Origin of the sequence: Mycolicibacterium neoaurum, assembly GCF_036946495.1 — a bacterium.
GTDB lineage: Bacteria > Actinomycetota > Actinomycetes > Mycobacteriales > Mycobacteriaceae > Mycobacterium > Mycobacterium neoaurum_B.
The window spans coordinates 3,313,283-3,332,636 of sequence record NZ_JAQIIX010000002.1 but is presented as its reverse complement, the minus strand read 5'-3'; the positions used below and the strand labels follow the sequence as shown (position 1 = coordinate 3,332,636).

Sequence of the window (19,354 nt, the reverse complement as noted above, 5' to 3'; positions counted from 1 at the left end):
GATACCTAGCGGGGCAACTTCGTCAACTCCGCTAACGACCGGCCTCGAGGAGCTCGTCGAGCGATTCGCGCAGCAGCAGCGGCAGCACATCGACATCGCTCATGGCGTCCCGGTCGGCGTTGATCCCGAAGTAGAGCATGCCGTTGTACGAGGTCACAGCGATGGCAAGAACTTGGTTGGCGAGAAGCGGCGGGACGGCATACGTCTCGAGCAATTTCGCGCCCGCGATGTACATCTGCCGCTGCGCGCCGGGCACATTCGTGATCAGCAAATTGAACTGCCGAGCCGAGAAGCTGGTGGCGACCCGGATGCCCATCGCGTGCAGCGTCGGCGGGGCGAACCCCGACAGCGTCACGATGGTGCGAGCGTCGACCAGGCTGGCGGCGCTGGAATACGACTCGGTGGCATGCGCGATCTGGGAGAGCCGCACCACCGCGTTGCCCTCGCCGACCGGCAGATCGACCAGGAACGGCGAGACCTCGCTGATCGCCTGACCGGGGCCGTCCGAGTCGATCTCGCCGTCGGGATAGACCGAGTTGGGCGCCATGGCCCGCACCGTGGAGGTGGCATTCACCGGCTCGCCGCGGGAGAGCAACCAGTTGCGTAACGCACCGGCCACCACCGCCAACACCACATCGTTGACATCGCAGTCGTACCGGGCTCGCAGATCGCGATAATCCTCCAACGCGTGGGCGGCCACCGCCAGGCGCCGGTTGCGCGAGACCGTGGTGTTCAGCGGGCTGCTCGGCGCCGTGCCGCGTGCGACGGTGCGCGCCACCTCGGCCACCCGGCGACCGACATCGACGAGGGCGCCGACATTGGTGATCGTCTCCTGGACCGAGGACCGCAACGCGGCGGCCTGGGCCGTCGGCCTGGTGATCCATTCCCCCACCGCGCCGGCGAGCAGTTGCCTTCCGCTGGGCTCCCGCGCCGGAATCCAGATGTCCTCACCGAACTCCGGGGGTTTCTGGGTGCGATCGGCGATGACATGCCCGATCTCCAGCGCCGACATGCCATTGACCAGCGCCTGGTGCGATTTGGTGTAGATCGCGATCCGGTTGCGGGCCAGCCCCTCGATCAGATACATCTCCCACAGCGGCCGTGACGCATCCAGGGGCCGGGAGCCGATCCTGGCGATCAGATCGTGTAACTGACCATCGCTGCCCGGTGAGGGTAGTGCCGAGCGCCGGATGTGGTAGGTGATGTCGAAATCGTCATCGTCGATCCAGACCGGCCGGGCCAGTCCGAACGGCACCGCACGCACCTTTTGCCGGTAGCGCGGGATCTGGGGCAACCGCTGCTCGACCGTGGCCAGCAGCGTCTCATAGCCGAGTCCTCCGCGAGGCTTGCGCACGATCGACAGCGATCCGACGTACATCGGGGTGGAGCTGTTCTCCAGACCGAAGAACGCCGCGTCCGATGCCGACAACCTGGTCACCATCGCGACGCGGACCCCCTTGCTCGATATCACCGCCACCGTAGCGGCACAGCGCATATCCGCGCATCGCGGGTGTTCGGCAGCACCACGGATTTACCGCGCGGTGGTGTGCGCGCCGCGTGCGATCATCAATATGCCTGTCCCCTCCAGCAATTGCCGTGTCCGATCCTGCCCGCTGGAGTATGTGTGACATCCATCCCGCAGCACCGCCACCATCCGTCGGTGACCACGCCGATCATCGATTGTGAGCCGCCACCGCATGGCGGACCGCACCATCGTCAACCGACGATCGGCACGCCACGGCGCCGGACGCCGCGCCAACTCAGTCCACCGGCGATCACCGGGGAGCCACCCGCTCCGACCGCGGCCGCGGTCTTCACCGACGCGGCGCTACGCCGGGTGCTGGAAGTGCTCGATCGACGGAGGCCGACCAGCCAGTTGCGCGGACTGCTGACCCCGGCGCTCATCGACACCGTCGGCTCGCTGACTCGCCCGCCGCAGTCCGGGCCCACCGCGATGCTGCGGCGAATCCGGTTGCGCAGCATCGTCAACGGGACAGCCACCGCGGTGACGGCGGCCGAGGTGTTCGCGACCTACACCAGGGGTCCCCGGGTGCGGGTGATCGCGGCACGGGTCGAGATCGTCGCAGGCCGCTGGCAGCTGGTCGCGTTGCAGATCGGGTGAGTATCTAGCGCTTCTTGCCGCGACGCGATGCCTCGCGGCGCTCCTTGCGGCTGCCACCGCCGGCAGGCCGGTTGGTACCGCCGCCGGATCGCTTCACCTCTGCCGAACCGTCCTCGGCCGGGCCGGTGTAGGTCAGCGGCGGCGCCGAACCGTCGTTGATTCCCTTGGCCTGCACGCCCGCCGGACGTTCCTTGGTGGCGACCTGCCCCTGCTGGCCGGCCCCCTGCTGTGCGGCCGCAGCGAACTCGGCCAGGCCGGTCGACATCGGCTGTACCACCGGCGCGGTCTGTGGTGCCGCCTCGACCGCCACGTTGAACAGGAAGCCGACCGACTCCTCCTTGAGACCCTCGAGCATGGCGACGAACATGTCGTAACCCTCCCGCTGGTACTCGACCAGCGGGTCACGCTGGGCCATCGCGCGCAGGCCGATGCCCTCCTTGAGGTAATCCATCTCGTAGAGATGCTCACGCCACTTGCGGTCGATCACATTGAGCAGGACGTTGCGTTCCAGCTGCCGCATGGCGCCCTCGCCACCAATGGCGTCGATCTGGGCCTCCCGCTCGGCGTAGGCCCGTTCGGCATCCTTGATCAGCGCGTCCAGCAGTTCCTCGCGGGTCAGCTCGCCCGGTTCGCCGATGGCATCGGAGTCGATGAGGTCACGGTGGTCGATGCTCACCGGGTAGAGCGTCTTGAGCGCCTCCCACAGCTTCTCAAGATCCCAATCCTCGGAGTAGCCCTCGGCCGTCGCACCGTCGACATAGGCCGTGATGACGTCGACCATCATGTCGTGCGCCTGCTGTTGCAGATTCTCGCCCTCAAGGATCATCCGGCGCTCGTCGTAGATGACCGTGCGCTGCCGGTTCATCACCTCGTCGTATTTGAGGACGTTCTTGCGGACTTCGAAGTTCTGCTGCTCGACCTGGGTCTGCGCGCTCTTGATCGCGCGGGTCACCATCTTGGCCTCGATCGGCACATCCTCGGGCAGGTTCAGCCGGGTCAGCAGGGTCTCCAGCGTCGCCCCGTTGAAGCGGCGCATCAACTCGTCACCCAGCGACAGGTAGAACCGCGACTCGCCGGGGTCGCCCTGGCGGCCGGAACGACCGCGCAGCTGGTTGTCGATGCGGCGCGATTCGTGGCGCTCGGTGCCCAGCACGTACAGGCCGCCGGCGGCACGCACCTCGTCGGCCTCGCCCTTGGCCTCTTCCTTGATGGCGTTGACGGTGGATTCCCAGGCCGCCTCGTACTCCTCGGGCGTCTCCACCGGGTCGAGGCCCTGTTCCTTGAGCCGCTTGTCGGCGAGGAACTCGACGTTGCCGCCGAGCACGATGTCGGTACCGCGGCCCGCCATGTTGGTGGCCACCGTGATGGCGCCGCGGCGGCCGGCCTCGGCGATGATGTTCGCCTCTTGCTCGTGGTACTTGGCGTTGAGGACGTTGTGCGGCACCTTGCGCTTGGTGAACTGCCGCGACAGGTACTCCGAGCGCTCGACGGAGGTGGTGCCGATCAGGACGGGCTGCCCCTTCTCGTACCGCTCCACGACATCGTCGACGACGGCGATGTACTTGGCTTCCTCGGTCTTGTAGATCAGGTCGGACTGGTCTTCACGGATCATCGGCCGGTTGGTCGGGATCGAGACGACACCGAGTTTGTAGATCTCGTGCAGCTCGGAGGCCTCGGTCTGGGCGGTACCGGTCATACCGGAGAGCTTCTTGTAGAGGCGGAAGTAGTTCTGCAGCGTGATGGTGGCCAGGGTCTGGTTCTCGGCCTTGATCTCGACACGTTCCTTGGCCTCGATGGCCTGGTGCATGCCCTCGTTGTAGCGGCGGCCCACCAGCACGCGGCCGGTGAACTCGTCGACGATGATGACCTCGCCGTCGCGGACGATGTAGTCCTTGTCGCGCAGGAAGAGTTCCTTGGCCTTGAGGGCATTGTTCAGATAGCTGACCAGCGGTGAGTTGGCCGCCTCGTAGAGGTTCTCGATACCCAGCTGGTCCTCGACGAACTCGACACCTATCTCGTGCACACCGATGGTGCGCTTACGCAGGTCGACCTCGTAGTGGACGTCCTTCTCCATCAGCGGGGCCAGCCGGGCGAACTCGGCGTACCAGTTGGAGGCGCCGTCGGCCGGACCCGAGATGATCAGCGGGGTACGGGCCTCGTCGATCAGGATCGAGTCGACCTCGTCGACGATGGCGAAGTGGTGGCCGCGTTGCACCATCTCCTGCACGGAGTGGGCCATGTTGTCGCGCAGATAGTCGAAGCCGAACTCGTTGTTGGTGCCGTAGGTGATATCGGCGGCGTAGGCCGCCCGGCGCTGGTCGGGGGTCAGCCCGGACAGGATGACGCCGACCTCCAGGCCGAGGAACCGGTGGATGCGGCCCATCTGTTCGCTATCGCGTTTGGCCAGGTAGTCGTTGACCGTGACGATATGGGTGCCCTTGCCCGTCAGCGCGTTGAGGTAGGCGGGCATCACGCCGGTCAAGGTCTTGCCCTCACCGGTCTTCATCTCGGCGACGTTGCCGAAGTGCAGCGCCGCACCACCCATCAGCTGGACGATGAACGGTTTCTGGCCGAGCACCCGCCAGGCCGCCTCGCGGGCCACCGCGAACGCCTCGGGCAGCAGGTCGTCGACGTCTTCACCACCGTCGATGCGCTTGCGGAACTCGTCGGTCTTGGCCCGCAGTTCGGCGTCGGAGAGCTTCTCGACGTCCTCGGACAGGGTGTCCACATAGTCGGCCACCTTCTTGAGGCGTTTGACCATGCGGCCTTCACCGAGCCGGAGCAACTTATCGAGCACGCTATTTCCCCTGTGGGTTGACGAATCTGGACGGCCTATGGGCCCGTTCCATCGTAGGCGACCGTTCTGGCAGCCCCCTTGAAAGCGTCCCCGGTGTCCGAAATGGGTGTCGTCCGGTGTCCGTTCCGAACATGCACGGAGCCCCCGGCCGGATCGGCCGGGGGCTCGTGTGTGACAGCTGGATCAAGCCAGCCGGATCAAGCCGTAGTCGTAGGCGTGCCTGCGGTAGACCACCGTCGGCCGGTCCGACTCCTTGTCGTGGAAGAGGAAGAAATCATGTCCGACGAGCTCCATCTCGTAGAGCGCGTCATCGACGCTCATCGGGGTGGACTCGTGGGTCTTGGTGCGCACGATGCGGCCGGGCTCGTGGAAGTCGGCGGGATCGATGGAGAACGGGTCAGGGGCCGCGGGCGCCTCTTCGGGCGGCAGCATCGCCGTGGCCTCGTGCAGGGACACCGGCGTCTTGTCGCCGTAGTGGATCTTGCGGCGGTCCTTCGTCCGGCGCAGCCGTGCCTCGAGTTTGTTGGCCGCCGACTCCAGCGCGGCATAGAAGCTGTCGGCACATGCCTCGCCGCGCACCACGGGTCCACGCCCGCGCGCGGTGATCTCGACGTGCTGGCAGTTCTTGCGTTGACGGCGATTGCGTTCGTGATCGAGCTCGACATCGAAGAGGTAGATGGTCTTGTCGAAACGTTCGAGCCGAGCCAGCTTCTCCGCGACGTAGATGCGGAAGTGCTCAGGTACTTCGACATTTCGCCCCTTGACCACGACTTCGGCGTTCATCGCCGGCGTTTCAGGGGTGTCTTCCCGGTCGTCCATGACCATGGTCGAGCGATCAGATTGCACGGAATTCGTTGACATACTTGACAACTCATTTCTCTCGGCAGTCGCACGCAGAAAGCGTGCCGGATTGTCATAGATACGCCGACGAGAACCGAGCATGCCGCGCGCCCGCCGGCGTCAGGTGTCGAGTTACCACCTCCCACCACAGTCGGGCAGTCCCGATACCGCACGGGCGCCCGTCTTCGGGTGCCGCCGTGAGGTGTTCACGGGTTGTTGGGATCGACCGTAGTCCGAGTTCACCTGACTGTGCCACCTATTTCGCAGACCTGTTTTCAGTTCTTCATCTACGGGCAACGACGACCCGTGAGAATCACGCGCTCGCCAACGCCAGAACTGCCTGCACAGCAACGCCGGCATCGCGTAATGCCCGCACCGATTCGCTGGCGGTGGCGCCGGTGGTGACGACATCGTCGACGAGGATCACCGCACCGAGCACCGGGCGTGTCACCCGGACCCGACCCGCGAGGTTGCGCTGACGCTGGGAACTGGACAGCCCGACGGAGTCCCTGGCGAAGCCGGTCAGCCGCAGCGCGCGGATCACGCCGACGCCGGTGAGATCAGCGGTTGCCCGCGTGGCCACCCGCGTCACCGGGTCCCCGCCGCGCCGCCGCGCGGACCACCGTCGGGTGGGTGCGGCCACGATGGTCAGTGGCGTTTCGATGAGTCCCCAGGCCAATAGGCGGTCCAGACCGATGCGCAGGATCTGCGCCAGCGGTGCCACCAGGTCGGCGCGGCCGTGCTCCTTCACCGCGATGATCGCGTTGCGCCGCGCGCCGGCGTAGCGGCCCAGGGCCAACACCGGCACATCGGGATCGAGGCGCGGCGTGACCACCTGCGGCTGGGCGGCCCGGGCACACAGTTCGGCGGCACACGCCGCGCACCAGCGCGTCGACGGCGCACCGCACCCCCCGCATTCCAGCGGCAGCATCAGATCCAGCACACGCGTAAGTGTCCGCGCGGGGTCCGACAACCCGGGCCCGGCAACCGGGCCAACCTATCCGGGCAGCACGGGCACCGCGCCGGTGACCATCAGCGGCCCGACCTCCGACCAGGTCAGGTCGTTGTCGGCTGCCGACCCGGAGAGCTGGAGGATCCCTCGGCGATCGGCCACGTAGACGGTGGACGGATTGGCCGCGACCACCGACATGGGCACGGCCAGATTGCCATTGGGCCCGTCGGAGTTCACGCCGTCGAGATTCACATAGGACACCGGGTGCGCGGCATCGGTGCGGGTGACGACGATGTCATCGCCGGTCCGCCAGGACAGCGACACCGCGGTGTCACGCAGCCCGAAACCCAACCGTCGCGGGTAGGTCAGCGCGTATCCCCCGCCGGGGGTCTGTTCCACCCCGGCCAGGATCACCTGTCCGTTGATCACCATGGCCGCGCGGGTGCCGTCGCGGGAGAGCTGCAGTTCGGCGATGGCGCCGGGGAACTTGGTCGCCACGGCGGTGGAATCGACCGGGATGCGCGCAGGCTGTCCGGAGGCGGCCTCCTGGAGGACCCGCACGACGTTGACACCGTCGACGACGACCCAGATGGCCTCGTCCAGCGACCAGGTCGGTCGGGTCAGCGAGCGGCCGTCGAGCGCCTGCGCGGCATCCCCGCCGACCGGACCGATCCACAGCGAGGACGCCATGTCGGGGGCATCGCGGCGCAACACCACCACCGAGGCCACCTGCTGGCCGCTGCGCGACAGGGCCGCGGCGGTCTGGTCGCGCAGCTGCCCGAACGGCCCCGGCACCCGCGGTGCGCGTTGGCCGTCGAGGTAGACCAGTGAGCCGCCGACGAGGGCGTGCAGTCCGGCCCCCGCGCCGTCGGCCGCGCCGGGATCACTGGCCGCGACATCGGCGGTGTCCCAGCCCTGGGCGAATCGGTCGTCCAGGGCCGCGCCGTCGGCGTTGATGACATAGGGACCGTTGATCCCGGCCCGCGCCAACGTCCAGATGATCTGCGCGGCGAGTAGTTGGCGGGTGTGCGGGTCGGTGGTGGACAGGTTCTCCAGATCGATGCGGGCGCCGCCGTAGCCTCGACCCACCCCGGTCTTGCTGCCGTCGGCCCTGGTGACCGGCCCGCGCAAGCGCAGCGGCGCGGCGAGCAGGTTGCGCACCGTGTGCGCCATCTCCGGTCGCGGCCCGGTGATCATCTTCGACATCAGTTCGGTGGCGAGCTGATCGGAGTCCGACACCGCGACGTAGCGCGGGTCGGGCACCACCGTGTTCCCGGTGGGGTCGGTGAAGTACAGCGTGTTGCGCCGGTAGGTCTGCTGAAACTGCTGCCAGTCCAGGAAGACCCCGTTGGGCAGCCTGTCGATACGCCACCCGCCGGGCGTCTGCACCAGTTCGATGGGCCCGGGGTCGGGCAGCGCGCCCTCGGCGGTCTCGAACACCCCGACATCGGAGAGCGATCCGAGGATATCGGCCGCCATGGTGACCGACACCCGGTCCGGGCGGCGCGTCTCGGTGAACACCACCCGGTCGATCAGTAGCGCGCTGCCTGCGTCATCCCAATTGCGCGAGGCGGATTCGGTGAGGAACTGCCGTGCGGCCAGGTGCCGGTTGGCGGGATCGGCAGTGGCCTTGAGGAACTCGCGGAGCAGCACATCGGGTTCCATGCCGGGCGATGGTGTCGGTAACCGCGGTGGTGCCGGGCGGTCGACGGTGCCGATCGCCTGCGGCGCAGACGAACTCGGCACCCCGGCACATCCCGAGACCAGCAGGGCTGCGGTGACGAGCAGGCTCAGCATCACCAGGACGCGGGTCATACGCCCTCCGATTCGCGATCACGCCTACCTCGCTCGGCTGCGGTGTCCTTGGCCCTTGCCGCGACATTGACGGGTTTGAGCGGCAGCGGGCTGGTGGTCACCTTGTGACCGCGCACCAGCGGCAGGGTCAACCGGAAACAGGCACCGTTGCCGGGCTCACCCCAGGCCTCCAGTCGTCCCTGGTGCAACCGGGCGTCCTCGATGCTGATGGCGAGCCCGAGTCCGGTACCCCCGGAGCGGCGTACCCGCGACGGGTCGGACCGCCAGAACCGACTGAACACCAGTTTCTCTTCGCCGGGGCGCAGCCCGACACCGTGATCGCGGACGGTGACGGCGACGGTGTCCTCGTCGGCGGCCATCCGGATCTCGACGGGTTTGCGTTCGGCGTGGTCGATGGCGTTGGCGATGAGGTTGCGCAGGATGCGTTCGACCCGGCGGGGGTCGACCTCGGCGATGACCCCGTCGGCGGGCATGTCGACGTCCAGCTGCACCGCGGCGTCGGCCGCCAAATGCCCGACGTTGTCCAATGCGCTCTGCACGGTGGCGCGCAGATCGACCGCCTCGACCGCCAGTTCGGCCACGCCCGCATCGTGGCGGGAGATCTCCAGCAGGTCGGCCAGCAGCGTCTCGAACCGGTCCAGTTCGTTGACCATCAGCTCGGTGGACCGCCGCAGCGCGGGGTCCAGCTCGTCACTGTGATCGTGGATCAGATCGGCGGCCATCCGGACGGTGGTGAGCGGGGTGCGCAGCTCATGGCTGACATCGGAGGTGAAGCGGCGCTGCAGATTACCGAACTCTTCGAGCTGGGTGATCTGGCGCGACAGGCTTTCGGCCATATCGTTGAAGGAGACCGCCAGCCGAGCCATATCGTCCTCACCGCGCACCGGCATCCGCTCGGTCAGGTGACCTTCGGCGAACCGTTCGGCGATGCGTGAGGCCGACCGCACCGGCAACACGATCTGCCGGGCGACCAGCAGCGCGATGGCGGCCAGCAGTCCGAGCAGCACGATGCCGCCGGTGGCCATGGTGCCGCGCACCAGAGCGATGGTCGATTCCTCGTTGCTCAGCGGGAAGATCAGATACAGCTCAAGGTTGGTCACCGTCGACCGCGCCGAGGCGCCCGGGCTGCCGACGATGAGGGCGGGCCCGGAGAACCCGTCGGTGTGCACACCCGCGTACTGATAGCTGACCTGGCCCGCCTGCACGAAATCCCGCAATGCGGTGGGAATCTGCTGCACCGGCCCCGCCGCGGTGGCCGCGCGCGGACCGTCACCGGGGACGACGAGCACCGCGTCGTACGCACCGGCGAGGCCGGGTCCGGCATCCGCCTTACGATCGATCAGGGTGTTGCGGGCCAGCTGCAGGCTACTGTCCAGCGACCGGGTTTCCTCACCGCTGACGATGCCGCTGACGGTGTCGCGGGCGCGCTCGATCTCCTCGGTGGCCGCCCGCACCTTGACTTCCAGGATGCGATCGGTGATCTGGCTGGTGAGCACGAAGCCGAGGACCATGATGACGGCCAGGGACAACCCCAGCGTCAGCGAGACGACCCGCAGCTGCAGTGACCGACGCCAAGCGAAGCTGACGGCGCGACCGAGCGCGCCGAGCCCGCGCCACACCGGGGACGGCCCCCGAAATCGGCTGCGGACCCGACGTCTGGAGCCGAAGATCACGAATGGTGCCGTTCGGTCGTCACGACGGCGGGACCGTCAGTGATCGCGACGGCGGTGCCGTCACCCGTCACGGCGGGCCGGCCTTGTATCCCACCCCTCGAACGGTCAGCACCACCTGCGGGTTCTCCGGGTCGGTCTCGACCTTGGCGCGCAACCGCTGCACGTGCACGTTGACCAGCCGGGTGTCGGCGGGATGCCGGTAACCCCAGACCTGTTCGAGCAGCACATCGCGGGTGAACACCTGGCGCGGTTTGCGGGCCAGCGCCACCAACAGGTCGAACTCCAGCGGGGTCAGCGAGATCTGCTCACCGTTGCGGGTGACCTTGTGGGCGGGCACGTCGATGTCGATATCGGCGATCGACAACATCTCGGCGGGCTCATCATCGTTGCGGCGCAACCGGGCCCGCACCCTGGCGACCAGTTCCTTGGGCTTGAACGGCTTCATGACGTAGTCGTCGGCGCCGGATTCCAGACCCAGCACCACGTCCACGGTGTCGGTCTTGGCCGTCAGCATCACGATCGGCACACCCGAGTCCGAGCGCAGCACCCGGCACACGTCGATACCGTTCATGCCGGGCAGCATGAGGTCCAGCAGGACCAGATCGGGACGGAGCTCACGCACGGCGGTGAGCGCCTGGCTGCCGTCACCGATGACGGCGGTGTCGAAACCCTCGTTGCGCAGGACGATGGTGAGCATCTCGGCCAGTGACGGGTCGTCGTCGACGACCAGGATCCGTTGCCTCATGGTGACCATGGTGTCACCACAAGGCGACAAAACCGGGGTGCCACGCGGGGTGCCGCGCGGTGAACCTCAGCCCGCCGACATGCCCGCCGCCAGCACCGCCGCCTCGACATCGGCTCCGACGACGATCCATTCCCCGCCCCAGCCCGCGGCGGCCAACTGCGCGTACACCGCGCCGGTGCGCTGCTGCAGTCCGCCGTCGCGCTCATAGGCATCACGCACGCGGTCGGCGTCGGCGGCCGCGCGGCTGACGGCACGCTCAGCGGCCAGTTCGACGGGAACATCGAGCAGCACTTGATGATCCGGGGCGGGCAACCCGAACCGCCCGTACTCGAGATCGCCGACCCACTCGACCACGTCACCATCGCCATCTTGGTGTAGTCGGGCGGCGCTGTAGGCGGCGTTGGAGGCGACATAGCGGTCCAGGATCAGCACATCGTGTTCAGCGAGTAGTCGCCGGATGTCGGCGGCCGCCCCCGAGCGGTCCAGCGCGAACAACATCGCCATCGCATAGACCGACTCGGCAAGGTCGCCGTGTCCGCCGTGCAGGGCCTCCGCGGCCAGATCGGCATGGATCGACTCGCCGTACCGCGGGAAGGCCAGGGTGGCCACGGACCTGCCTTCGGTCTCGAACGCCGCGCGTAGACCCTCGGTCAACGTCCGCTTGCCTGCGCCGTCGAGGCCCTCGATCACGATGAGCACGCGGCGAGCGTAGCCGACGCGCTATCGGCCGGACACCCATCCGAGGATCGTCAGCCCCACCATCGCGAACAACAGCAATGCGGGCGCGACGGTGGTCAGCCCGGTCGCGCCGAGCACCGCGACCACCAAACCGCAGGCACCCGCCAGCACGAGAAAGATCAGCCGCAGCACCATGACGATGCGGCCCGTCGTCACCGACCGCAGCACCGGCATCGGCACCATCCGCCACACCCAGTACAGCGCGGCGATCGGCGGCGCGGCCAGGACTACGGTGAAAACCCTTGCCAGGACGGTGGATTGGCCCTGATCGTGCAGTATGAAGACGGCGAACATCGCCGCGGCCAACAGAACTGTGGCCGCCGTCGCCATCCGCAGCACGCGGGTGATGGCCAGCCCGATATTGCCCAGTGCCGTCTGTGTCAGCTCCGGATCCATCCGCATGGCCTGCAGCAGGCCACGCAACGCCGCGGTGTTGGTCCCCCACCGCAACCGGCTGACGGCCAGATTGTGGACGGCCAGCCCATGTCCGGGATCGATCCGCAGTGCCTGCAGGTAGTCGGGTTCGGCGGCGGCGAGCCCGGACACCTGCTGCTGCAGGTCACCGCGCAACACCCAGGCATCCGCCGACTCCGGGTACAGCCGCAGCGCGTGATCGACGACGTCCAGCGCCTCGGCAGGCCGAGCGGCCTCGCGCAGCAGGCTGGCGTATGTGTACTGCGCCAGCGGTGAATCGGGATGGGCCGCGGCGGTCTGCCAGGCCAGTGTCAGCGCCTCCTGCACCCGACCCTGACCGTAGAGCGTCAACGCCTGCCCGCCCCTGGCGGCGATATCGTCGGCCACTGTCCCCCCTGCGGTGTCCGGCTTCCGGTCTCCGATCGACCCTAGAACTGGCCGCAGTTGGGTCTGGTCGGCACCCCGTTGAAGCGGTCGGCGATCCATTGCATCGCGGGTTCGCCGTCGACGAGCATCGGCAGCGCATGGTTGACGACGGCCTTGTTGAGGAACGGCGGTTGCTCGTTGGTGCGGAACTCTACGTCCGCCCCCTTGGCGCACCAGTCCTTGCCGAGCTGGACCGACGGCGCGTACGGCACCAGCGGATCGAACCGGTTGTGGTTGATCATCACGGGCGCATCGGGTTTCAGCGTGCCCAGCTTCTGCAGGTCGAGCAGCCCGCGGAACTGGGGATCGGTCAGCAGGACGTCGATCGGGCCGTTGAAGTAGGGCTGCAGATGCCGGAACATGAACTTCGTCAGCGTCTCGGGAACGCACTGATCCCTGGTCTTGTCGACGAAGTCCATGCCCCGCGGGGTGAGCAGACCACGAATCTTGGCCTCCACCTCCGGGTAGGTCTGGAACACGCTGTTGAGCGCGTAGCCGATCACCCCGACCAGCGCGCTGCCGTCGGCGAACGGGATCAACGCCGCCAGATCGGCCGGCGGCGCTCCGGCGTAGGTGCCCACGATATCGAGTTCGGGGGCGTAGGCCGAGGCCAGTTCGGCCGCCGAGGCCGCCGCGCCACCACCCTGGGAGTAACCCCAGAACGCGACGGGGCCGTCGGGCGGCAAGGAGGTGCCGGGCAGCGCTTGTGCCGCCCGCGCCGCGTCGAGCATCGCCTGGCCCTGGGACAGCCGGTTGACGTAGGTGTGGGTGACCCCGATGGTGCCGAGACCCTCGTAATCGGTCATCACGATGGCGAAGCCACGCGCGACCATGGTCGCGACGAACATCTCCTCGTAGTTGAACGTGAAGTCCAGATACGGCGACCAGTGGATGCCCTGGTTGAAGCCGCGCGACGGCGCGCATTGGTCACCCTGACCCTGGGTGCCGGGGCCGTAGACGATCAGCGGGCGCGGACCCCTGCCGGGCCACGGCGCCCAGGGTTCGAAGTAGGTGCCGGTCACCACATCGGGGTTCCCGCGTCCGTCGGTGCTGCGGTACATGATGCGGGTGCCGTTGGCCATGATATGGCCGAGCTGGCCGGACGGCTCCAACACCAGCCGAGACGGTTCGGTGCGCACGAGCGCACCCGGCGGTACATCAGGCAACGGATTCGGTGGCGTGTAGAAGGCGGTGTATTCGTCCTCGTTGTAGTACGGATACCAGTCGTCGGCATGGGCCAATCCACTTGTCAGACAACCGATGACAACCCCGAAGGAGATGACGAAGAATAGCGCCCCGGCCCGAATCACTACCGGACAGTAACAAAGCAGTCGCCGATTGACCACGGATTCGTTACGTTTCGTCCGGCGGTCCAAATGTAACGCCGACTGCGTGCGCCGACCCGCTCCGTGGCGGCAAATGACCCGGACAGCGCGACGCCGCGACGGCACGTGCGGCCGTCGCGGCGTCTGCTGCTACTCACATGGGTCGAGCGGGTCAGTACCGGTAGTGCTCCGGCTTGTACGGACCCTCGACGTCGACACCGATGTACTCGGCCTGATCCTTGGTCAGCTTGGTCAGCGTGCCGCCCAGTGCCTCGACGTGGATCTTGGCGACCTTCTCGTCGAGGTGCTTGGCCAGCCGGTAGACCTCGTTGTCGTACTGGTCGTTCTTGGTCCACAGTTCGATCTGCGCGATGACCTGGTTGGAGAAGCTGTTGCTCATCACGAACGAGGGGTGCCCGGTGGCGTTACCCAGGTTGAGCAGACGGCCCTCGCTCAGCACGATGATCGACTTGCCCGAGTCACCGAAGGTCCACTCGTCGACCTGCGGCTTGATGTTGATACGGGTGGCACCCGAGCGCTCAAGGGCGGCCATGTCGATCTCGTTGTCGAAGTGGCCGATGTTGCCCAGGATCGAGTGATCCTTCATCGCCTTCATGTGGTCGAGGGTGATGATGTCCTTGTTACCGGTCGAGGTGATGACGATGTCGGCATCGCCGATCGCCTGCTCGACGGTCACCACGTCATAGCCGTCCATCAGCGCCTGCAGGGCATTGATCGGGTCGATCTCGGTGACCTGGACGCGGGCGCCCTGGCCGGCCAGCGACTCCGCGCAGCCCTTACCGACATCGCCGTAACCGCAGATCAGGACCTTCTTGCCGCCGATCAGGGCGTCGGTGCCGCGGTTGATGCCGTCGACCAGCGAGTGGCGGGTGCCGTACTTGTTGTCGAACTTGCTCTTGGTGACCGAGTCGTTGACGTTGATCGCCGGAAACGCCAGCTCACCTGCGGCGGCGAACTGGTACAGGCGCAGCACGCCGGTGGTGGTCTCCTCGGTGACGCCCTGGACCGACTCGGCGATCTTGGTCCACTTGTCCTTCTCGGTCTCGAAGCGCTCACGCAGCACTCCCAGGAAGACCTTCCACTCGGCCGAGTCGTCCTCTTCGGCGGGCGGGACCACGCCGGCCTTCTCGTACTGCGCGCCGCGCAGCACCATCATGGTGGCGTCGCCACCGTCGTCGAGGATCATGTTGGCGGGCTCACCCGGCCAGGTCAGCATCTGCTCGGCGGCCCACCAGTACTCCTCCAGCGTCTCGCCCTTCCAGGCGAAGACGGGGGTGCCCTTGGGCTCCTCGACGGTGCCGTGCGGACCGACGACGATCGCGGCGGCGGCGTGGTCCTGGGTGGAGAAGATGTTGCAGCTCGCCCAGCGAACCTCAGCACCGAGCGCCACCAGCGTCTCGATCAGCACGGCGGTCTGCACGGTCATGTGCAGGGAGCCGGAGATGCGCGCGCCCTTGAGCGGCTGCACGTCGTGGTACTCGCGGCGCAGTTCCATCAGACCGGGCATCTCGTGCTCGGCCAGACGGATCTCCTTGCGGCCGAAATCGGCGAGCGAAAGGTCGGCGACCTTGTAGTCGATGCCGTTGCGGACATCGGCGGTCAACGCAGTCATAAGTGGTCAGAGCCCCTTTTGTATCGTTCGTCATCACTGGAGGCAGGCCTGCACGATACGGCGCGGGCCATGCCGAAACCCGTAGCCTGCGGGCTCGCGGGACAGGGCCAACGCATCAGATGGCGCTCTGCCAGCTACGGGGTATCGCCTTACACCGTAGCCGAAAACGCCGCCGTCCAACCTCGTCCCCCGTGCGCGGATCCGCCGGCGGTCCCGGATCCGGTTTCGGCGGATCCGCGCCGGGGTACCAAGCCGCTCGCGTTCAGGACAGAGCGGGAGGTCGACCATGCGTGCTCACCCGGCCTCCGGAGACGACGGCACCGTGCGCCGCTCGCTGATATCGCTGGCCGTGCTGAACTTCTTCCTCGCCGACGCCCGCGACGGCCTCGGGCCGTTCCTGGACGCCTTTCTCGCCACTCGCGGCTGGTCATCGGTGGCGCTCGGGGCGATCGCCACCACGGGTGGGGTGATCGGGCTGGTGGTGACACCGCTGTTCGGGGCGCTGGTCGACGGATCCCGGCGCAAACGCGCACTGGTTGCCGGCCCGGTGATCGTGGTGACCGCGGTGGCGTTGCTGACGTTGATCGTTCCGACCGGACCGATCGTGTGGGTCGGCCAGGTCGGTACGGCGGTCGTGGGTGCCGTCATCGGTCCGGCGATGATGGGCCTGACGCTGGGGCTGGTCGGGGAACGGGTGTTCGGCAGGCAGGTCGCCCGCAACGAGTTCTGGAACCATGTCGGCAACGTGGCCTCGTTGACCGCGGTCTTCGTCCTGGTCTCGCTCTACGGCGAACAAGCGATCATCGGCCTGATGCTGGTGACCGCCGCCGGGGCGGTGCTCGCCGCCTTGTGCGTCTCCCCCGCCGATATCGACCACGACACCGCCCGCGGCCTGGCCGAGGCCGACACCGGCGACCGTCCGTCGGGCCTGCGGACCTTGGTGGCGACGCCGGGGCTGGTGGTGTTGGCGCTGGTGCTGTTGATGTTCCACTTCGGCAATGCGCCGATGAGCCGGCTGATCGCCCAGGATTTCGCCATCGAATTGGACACTCCGTTCCGCACCACGGCGATCATCACCGGGGTGGCACAGCTGTCGATGATCGCCGCCGCGGTGGCGGCGCCGGCAGCGATCCGGCGCTTCGGGTTGTCCACGGTGCTGCTGATCGGTCTGTGCGCCTTGCCGATCCGCGGCCTCATCGCCGGCACCCTGCCCGGTTTCTGGACGATCTTCCCGGTGCAGATCCTCGACGGGGTCGGGGCCGGGCTGGTCGGCATCGTGACCCCGGTCGCCGTCGAGCGCCTATTGGCAGGCACGGGGCGGTTCAACGTCGGATTCGCTGCGGTGATGACGGTGCAGGGCGTGGGTGCGTCGTTGAGCAACGTGATCGCCGGGGCCGTGGTGTCCGCGCGCGGCTATCACGCCTCACACCTGCTCAGCGGATTGATCGCGGTGACCGCGATCGCATTGTTCCTGCGCTACCGCAGGCTCATCGTGCGGCCGGACCGGGAAGGCCTCGACAGTGTCACTGCGGTCCCGGATCGATGACGCCATAACGCTCGGCGAACGGGGACATCAGGCGGGCCAGGTCGCGGGCGACGTCATGATCGGCTTCCGGCGGCATCGACACGTAGCTCATCGCCAGTCGGACGATCGCGCGGGCGAGCACCCCGGCGTCCTCGTCGGTGGCCTTGATCCAGCTGTTCTGGAAGGTGGCGGTCAGCCGCTGCGAGCAACGGGTGATGATGGGCCCGCTGTCGGTCGTGATGATCTGCAGCAGATCGGGTTTGGCCTCGCCGCTGAGCAGCGAGATGACCAGCGGGTCGGAGGCGGACTCCAAGAAGAAGGCCCGGAAACCCTCCAGGAACGCCTCGTACACCTGGCCGATGTTGTTGGCGATGGCCGCATCGACGGCATTGACCAGACGGTCGGCAAGACGCAGCGCGTAGCCCTGCGCCAGCCCCTGTCGTGAGCCGAACTCGTTGTAGATGGTCTGCCTGCTGATGCCTGCCGCCCGTGCCACATCGGTGAGCGTGATCGAGGACCAATCACGCACCAGCAGCATCTCGCGCATGCCGTCGAGGATCGAATCGCGCAGCAGCACCCGCGATGCCTCCGCATACGGCACGCGGGTGGCGCCGGACCGCGGTGCGTTCATGACCGCGACCCTATAACTTTCGCGCCGATCCGTTGCGGCCGTCACGGCCGGGCGATCTCCACCATGTCGAAATCGGACTTGGCCGCACCGCAGTCCGGGCAGCTCCAGTCCTCGGGGATGTCCTCCCAGCGGGTGCCCGGCGCGATCCCGTCCTCGGGCCAACCCTTGGCCTCGTCGTACTCGAATCCGCATTGCACGCAGACGAACAGTTTGTAGTCCATGTCATTCCCTTTCCCAGTCGACTCTGCGCTCACGGTGGCGGCTTCTCGTCCTTTCGCGCCGTGAGCGCAGAGTCAGCTTCACACTGTTTCGAAATCGACCTTCTCGCGGACCGCACAGTCCGGACAGGTCCAGTCGTCGGGTACCGCGTCCCAACTGGTTCCTGCCGGAAACCCTTCGCGCGGTGCACCTTTGGCCTCGTCGTAGATGAAGTCGCAACCCGGGCAACGGTAGGCGCTCACGCTCAAGCCCCCTGCTCGTCGCCGGTCCCATACTTGGCGAGCACGTGAGCGCGCCTGCGCGGATGGATGTTGGCCCGGGTGATGTCCCCGTCATAGTGGGCCAGTACCCGGTGGTCCATCACCTTGCGCCACAACGGCGGGAAGTAGGTCAGCCCGATCATCGAGGCGTACCCGCTGGGCAGGTTCGGCGCGCCGTCCATGCTGCGCAGCGTCTGGTAGCGGCGGGTGGGGTTGGCGTGGTGATCGCTGTGCCGCTGCAGGTGATAGAGGAACAGGTTGGTCACGATGTGGTCGGAGTTCCAGCTATGCGCCGGAGCGCACCGTTCGTAGCGGCCGGACTCCAGCTTCTGCCGCAGCAGACCATAGTGCTCCAGGTAATTGACCGTCTCCAGCAAGGCGAAACCGTAGATCGCCGAGATCAGGATGTACGGGATCAACCCGAGACCGAAGATCGCCAACAGGGCGCCGTAGAACACCACCGACATCGCCCAGGCGTTCAGCACATCATTCGACCAGTGCCACTTCGACTTTCCGGCACGCTCCAGCCGTTTGGCCTCCAACTCCCAGGAGGACTTGAGACTGCCCCACACGCTGCGCGGCAGGAACTCCCAGAAGGTCTCACCGAACCGCGCCGAGGCCGGGTCCTCCGGGGTGGCGACGCGAACGTGGTGGCCACGGTTGTGCTCGATGTAGAAGTGCCCGTATCCGGTCTGCGCGAGGGTGATCTTGGACAGCCAGCGCTCCAGCGAGTCCTTCTTGTGGCCCATCTCGTGGGCGGTGTTGATGCCGACGCCGCCGAGCACACCGACCGACAGGGCCAGCCCGATCTTCGCCGGCCACCCCAGGCCACCGTCGAAGCCCAGCCAACTCAGGTCGGTCGCCGTGAACAGGTATGCGCCGAAGATGACGCTGGCGTACTGGCACGGAATGTAGGCATAGGTGCAGTAGCGGTAGTACTTGTCGTTCTCCAGCCGTTCCATGACCTCGTCGGGCGGATTCTGCCCGTCGGGACCGAAGAAGCGGTCCAAGATCGGCAACAGCCCGTAGACCAGCAGCGGACCGACCCAGAACGGGACCTGTGCCGCGATGTGCCAGCCGAGATTGTTGAAGGCCCACACCAGCGGCAGCATCACGAACAGGGCCGTCGGGGCGATCAGCCCCATCAGCCACAGGTACCGCTTGCGGTCACGCCATTCGGTCGCGGGGACGTCGATCGCCCCGTGGTCGATCTGCGATGTCATCTGCCCTACCCCTCTG

At 67.1% G+C, this 19,354-nt stretch carries 17 protein-coding genes; 2 read left to right on the top strand and 15 right to left on the bottom strand.

Translation table 11 applies throughout. The annotated features are described in order from the left end of the window. Nucleotides 1-31: 31 nt before the first annotated feature. Nucleotides 32-1,441, bottom strand: a complete 1,410-nt coding sequence (locus PGN27_RS21420) for a WS/DGAT/MGAT family O-acyltransferase (RefSeq protein ID WP_335328813.1) — start codon at nucleotides 1,439-1,441, stop codon at nucleotides 32-34. A gap of 219 nt (nucleotides 1,442-1,660) precedes the next feature. Between PGN27_RS21420 and PGN27_RS21415 the strand changes: the two genes are divergently transcribed. Continuing rightward, entirely contained in the window at nucleotides 1,661-2,122 is a 462-nt protein-coding gene (locus PGN27_RS21415) for an Rv3235 family protein (RefSeq protein WP_335327914.1), read from the top strand. A 4-nt stretch (nucleotides 2,123-2,126) separates the two neighbouring features. On the opposite strand, the gene secA is transcribed toward PGN27_RS21415, so the two are convergent. The 10 genes from secA to ahcY form a co-directional block, all read right to left on the bottom strand. Further along, nucleotides 2,127-4,919: a preprotein translocase subunit SecA gene (secA, locus tag PGN27_RS21410; protein ID WP_335327913.1), complete on the bottom strand. Its 2,793-nt coding sequence runs from the start codon at nucleotides 4,917-4,919 to the stop codon at nucleotides 2,127-2,129. A gap of 183 nt (nucleotides 4,920-5,102) precedes the next feature. After that, nucleotides 5,103-5,780 carry a ribosome hibernation-promoting factor, HPF/YfiA family gene (gene hpf, locus PGN27_RS21405; protein WP_335327912.1) on the bottom strand — a complete coding sequence of 226 codons (678 nt, stop codon included), beginning with the start codon at nucleotides 5,778-5,780 and terminating at the stop codon, nucleotides 5,103-5,105. Nucleotides 5,781-6,072: 292 nt separating this feature from the next. Then, complete coding sequence (locus PGN27_RS21400) at nucleotides 6,073-6,702, bottom strand: ComF family protein (RefSeq protein ID WP_335327911.1); 630 nt, start codon at nucleotides 6,700-6,702, stop codon at nucleotides 6,073-6,075. 54 nt (nucleotides 6,703-6,756) lie between these two features. Then, nucleotides 6,757-8,526 carry an MtrAB system accessory lipoprotein LpqB gene (gene lpqB, locus PGN27_RS21395; RefSeq protein ID WP_335327910.1) on the bottom strand — a complete coding sequence of 590 codons (1,770 nt, stop codon included), beginning with the start codon at nucleotides 8,524-8,526 and terminating at the stop codon, nucleotides 6,757-6,759. Next, nucleotides 8,523-10,199 (bottom strand): MtrAB system histidine kinase MtrB, encoded by a 1,677-nt coding sequence (gene mtrB, locus PGN27_RS21390; protein WP_335327909.1) that lies wholly within the window; start codon nucleotides 10,197-10,199, stop codon nucleotides 8,523-8,525. Before mtrB ends, lpqB begins: the two co-directional genes overlap by 4 nt. A 67-nt stretch (nucleotides 10,200-10,266) precedes the next feature. Further along, on the bottom strand, nucleotides 10,267-10,953 hold the full coding sequence (gene mtrA, locus PGN27_RS21385; protein ID WP_019514701.1) for a two-component system response regulator MtrA: 687 nt from the start codon (nucleotides 10,951-10,953) through the stop codon (nucleotides 10,267-10,269). A 57-nt stretch (nucleotides 10,954-11,010) separates the two neighbouring features. Continuing rightward, nucleotides 11,011-11,643: a dTMP kinase gene (locus PGN27_RS21380; protein ID WP_335327908.1), complete on the bottom strand. Its 633-nt coding sequence runs from the start codon at nucleotides 11,641-11,643 to the stop codon at nucleotides 11,011-11,013. A gap of 21 nt (nucleotides 11,644-11,664) precedes the next feature. Next, a complete protein-coding gene (locus tag PGN27_RS21375; protein ID WP_335327907.1) occupies nucleotides 11,665-12,483 on the bottom strand; it encodes a tetratricopeptide repeat protein in 819 nt (272 codons plus the stop codon). Between the two features lie 41 nt (nucleotides 12,484-12,524). After that, entirely contained in the window at nucleotides 12,525-13,784 is a 1,260-nt protein-coding gene (locus tag PGN27_RS21370) for a lipase family protein (protein WP_335328812.1), read from the bottom strand. A gap of 235 nt (nucleotides 13,785-14,019) precedes the next feature. Further along, nucleotides 14,020-15,480, bottom strand: coding sequence for an adenosylhomocysteinase (gene ahcY / locus PGN27_RS21365; protein WP_335327906.1), 1,461 nt, complete (start codon nucleotides 15,478-15,480; stop codon nucleotides 14,020-14,022). Between the two features lie 286 nt (nucleotides 15,481-15,766). Between ahcY and PGN27_RS21360 the strand changes: the two genes are divergently transcribed. After that, nucleotides 15,767-17,026, top strand: a complete 1,260-nt coding sequence (locus PGN27_RS21360) for an MFS transporter (protein WP_335327905.1) — start codon at nucleotides 15,767-15,769, stop codon at nucleotides 17,024-17,026. Here the strand turns inward: PGN27_RS21360 and alkX are convergent. From alkX to PGN27_RS21340, 4 genes are all read right to left on the bottom strand, one after another. Further along, a complete protein-coding gene (alkX, locus tag PGN27_RS21355; RefSeq protein WP_335327904.1) occupies nucleotides 17,004-17,636 on the bottom strand; it encodes a TetR family transcriptional regulator AlkX in 633 nt (210 codons plus the stop codon). The genes PGN27_RS21360 and alkX overlap by 23 nt on opposite strands. A 41-nt stretch (nucleotides 17,637-17,677) precedes the next feature. Beyond that, the gene (locus tag PGN27_RS21350) at nucleotides 17,678-17,857 is read right to left on the bottom strand and encodes a rubredoxin (RefSeq protein ID WP_019514708.1); all 180 of its coding nucleotides are present in this window, start codon (nucleotides 17,855-17,857) and stop codon (nucleotides 17,678-17,680) included. A gap of 78 nt (nucleotides 17,858-17,935) precedes the next feature. Further along, nucleotides 17,936-18,097 (bottom strand): rubredoxin, encoded by a 162-nt coding sequence (locus PGN27_RS21345; RefSeq protein WP_335327903.1) that lies wholly within the window; start codon nucleotides 18,095-18,097, stop codon nucleotides 17,936-17,938. Nucleotides 18,098-18,099: 2 nt separating this feature from the next. Further along, entirely contained in the window at nucleotides 18,100-19,338 is a 1,239-nt protein-coding gene (locus PGN27_RS21340; protein ID WP_335327902.1) for an alkane 1-monooxygenase, read from the bottom strand. Between the last annotated feature and the right edge of the window lie 16 nt (nucleotides 19,339-19,354).

Coding starts and splice junctions, on each gene's coding strand:
- PGN27_RS21420 (WP_335328813.1), bottom strand. CDS start 1,441: ATGGTGACCAGGTTGTCGGCATCGGACGCGGCGTTCTTCGGTCTGGAG.
- hpf (WP_335327912.1), bottom strand. CDS start 5,780: ATGTCAACGAATTCCGTGCAATCTGATCGCTCGACCATGGTCATGGAC.
- lpqB (WP_335327910.1), bottom strand. CDS start 8,526: ATGACCCGCGTCCTGGTGATGCTGAGCCTGCTCGTCACCGCAGCCCTG.
- mtrA (WP_019514701.1), bottom strand. CDS start 10,953: ATGGTCACCATGAGGCAACGGATCCTGGTCGTCGACGACGACCCGTCA.
- ahcY (WP_335327906.1), bottom strand. CDS start 15,480: ATGACTGCGTTGACCGCCGATGTCCGCAACGGCATCGACTACAAGGTC.
- PGN27_RS21360 (WP_335327905.1), top strand. CDS start 15,767: ATGCGTGCTCACCCGGCCTCCGGAGACGACGGCACCGTGCGCCGCTCG.
- alkX (WP_335327904.1), bottom strand. CDS start 17,636: ATGAACGCACCGCGGTCCGGCGCCACCCGCGTGCCGTATGCGGAGGCA.
- PGN27_RS21350 (WP_019514708.1), bottom strand. CDS start 17,857: ATGGACTACAAACTGTTCGTCTGCGTGCAATGCGGATTCGAGTACGAC.
- PGN27_RS21340 (WP_335327902.1), bottom strand. CDS start 19,338: ATGACATCGCAGATCGACCACGGGGCGATCGACGTCCCCGCGACCGAA.